This window comes from Massilia phosphatilytica, assembly GCF_977014125.1.
Window position 1 is genome coordinate 1 of record NZ_CDRNIL010000060.1, and the last position, 2,246, is coordinate 2,246.

General features: G+C 64.3%; 3 protein-coding genes and 1 pseudogene. All 4 read right to left on the minus strand.

Annotated features, from left to right (window positions below):
* A partial coding sequence (locus ACWNCF_RS02190; RefSeq protein WP_449405854.1) for a flagellar motor protein MotB occupies positions 1–204 on the minus strand: 204 nt, incomplete at its 3' end.
* A gap of 10 nt (positions 205–214) precedes the next feature.
* Positions 215–958: a flagellar motor protein gene (locus ACWNCF_RS02195; protein WP_449405855.1), complete on the minus strand. Its 744-nt coding sequence runs from the start codon at positions 956–958 to the stop codon at positions 215–217.
* Positions 949–1,668 (minus strand): RNA polymerase sigma factor FliA, encoded by a 720-nt coding sequence (locus ACWNCF_RS02200; protein ID WP_056443611.1) that lies wholly within the window; start codon positions 1,666–1,668, stop codon positions 949–951. Before ACWNCF_RS02200 ends, ACWNCF_RS02195 begins: the two co-directional genes overlap by 10 nt.
* Positions 1,669–1,697: 29 nt before the next feature.
* Positions 1,698–2,174 (minus strand): annotated as a pseudogene (locus ACWNCF_RS02205) (MinD/ParA family ATP-binding protein); the annotation flags it as partial.
* Positions 2,175–2,246 lie beyond the last annotated feature (72 nt).

Genomic DNA, 2,246 nt, shown 5'->3' on the forward strand with positions numbered 1-2,246 from the left:
ACGAGGAGTTAGTTGGATGATCCAGCACCCGCCGAACGCGTCGCCCAGCGCTTCCGACAACACCGTGTACTTGCCAATATTGACCACGGACACCGCGTACATGACGACGAAGAACGCGAACAGCAAGGTGATGAAGTCGGCGTAGGAAATCAGCCAGCGCTCGTGGTTCTCGGTGTCCTGTTCGTACGGTCGGCGGCGCGCCATGGCAGCGGGATCAGTGCTGCGCCAGCAGGCACGCCACGCGCTCTTCGATCACGCGCGTGTAGTCGCCGGTGGCGATGTCGTGGAAGACATCGGTCAGGATTTCGTACTGGGCCACGCGCTCGGCGACGATGCCCTTGATCTTGTTGCCGACCGGGTAAAAGAACAGGTTCGCGAGGCCGACGCCGTACACGGTCGAGACGAACGCGACGGCGATGCCGGCGCCCAGGCGCGACGGGTCGGACAGGTTTTCCATCACGTGGATCAAGCCCAGCACGGCACCGAGGATGCCGACCGTCGGCGCATAGCCGGCCGCCGATTCCCAGATGCGCGCGGCCTGGCGTTCGCGGAATTCGTAGGTGTTGATTTCCGTGTCGAGCAGGCTGCGCAGCTTGTCCGGCTGGATGCCGTCGACGACGAGGCGCAGGCCCTTCTGGATGAACGGATCGGCCTTCGCCATGTACTGTTCGAGCGACAGCAGCCCGTCGCGCCGTGCCGACAGGCTCCACAGGTGGATCTCGCGCGCGAGCGCCTGGCGGCGGTCGGGCGGCGTGATGAATACCCAGCGCAGCATGCGCACGCCGCGCACGAACGCCTGCGCCTTGGTCTGCAGCAGCACGGCGCCGAACGTGCCGACCACGACGATGGCGAACGCGGCCGGCTGGATCAGCGAGGAGAACTTGCCGCCGTCGAGCGTGTGCCCAACGAAGACCCCGGCCAGCGCCAGTGCGAGGCCGAGCAGGCTGGTCAGGTCCACGAACGCTCCCGCAGATAGGTACGCAGGCGCGCCACGGCCTGGGTGTGCAGCTGCGAGACGCGCGATTCCGACACGCCCATCACGGCGCCGATTTCCTTGAGGTTGAGTTCTTCTTCGTAGTACAGGCCCATCAGCATCTTCTCGCGCGGCGGCAGCGCGTCGATGGCGTCGATGACGGTCTGGCGGAAGTCCGTGTCGAGCAGGCTCTTGAGCGGGTCGTCGTCGTCCACGGCATAGCGGTCGAGGAAGCTGTCGCTGCCCTCTTCGTCGTGGAAATCCTCGTAGTACACGAGCTGGTGGCCGCCGGAATCGCCCAGCAGGTCCTGATAATCGGCCAGCGACAGCTTGAGCGACTTCGCCACTTCGGATTCGCTGGGCGGACGGCCCAGCTGCTGCTGCAGCGTAGCCATGGCCTGCTCGACCTTGCGCATATTGGCGCGCGTGGAGCGCGGCATCCAGTCGCTGCTGCGCAGCTCGTCCAGCATGGCGCCGCGGATGCGCAGCACCGCATAGGTCTCGAACTGCGCGCCGTGGTTCTCCTCGTAGCGGTTGATCGCATCGAGCAGGCCGATCATGCCTGCCTGTACCAGGTCATCGACTTCGACGGACGGCGGGAGCTTGGCCTTCATCTGGTGGGCGAGACGCTTCACCAACGGCATGTGTTCCGTCAGCAAAGAGTTCTTGTCCGCTTTCCCTTTGACCGTGTACATGGTTCCAGTGATTGGTTAATCATGCCGCTTCAAGCGGCCCGTCCCTGCTGCATGCCGGTGCGCGCAAAGCGCCCGGCCAGGCGGCGGAAAGCCACCGAAGCGCCGGCCAGCGGGAATGCGTCGACCACGGCGCGTCCGAGGCGCGCGGCGCGGTGCAGGTACTCGTCCGCCGGCACGGAGCCCATGGAGCTCAGCGTTACCGCCAAGTAACGAGTTGCCGCAGATGACATATTATCGTATACCACCTTCGCCTCGGCTTCGGTAGCGCCCGTGACGAGAATACCGAACGGACGGCGGCCGAGATGCTGCGACAGCCGCTTGATCAGCGCATACGCGTTCGTGATCGACGCGGCGCTCGTCGACACCTGCACGACGATCTCGGACGTGGCCATGATCGGCACGGGGAACGAGCCGCCTTCCGAACCTTCAGAAAATTCGCCGTCGACCATCACGATGCTGCCGGAAGATTGCTGGACCAGGACGTCGAAGGCTTTCGCCAAACGCCGCAGCAGGTGCTGGATCATCCAACTAACTCCTCCGTTTTAACCTTAGCAAGACCAACTGAACGAAGTAGAGGA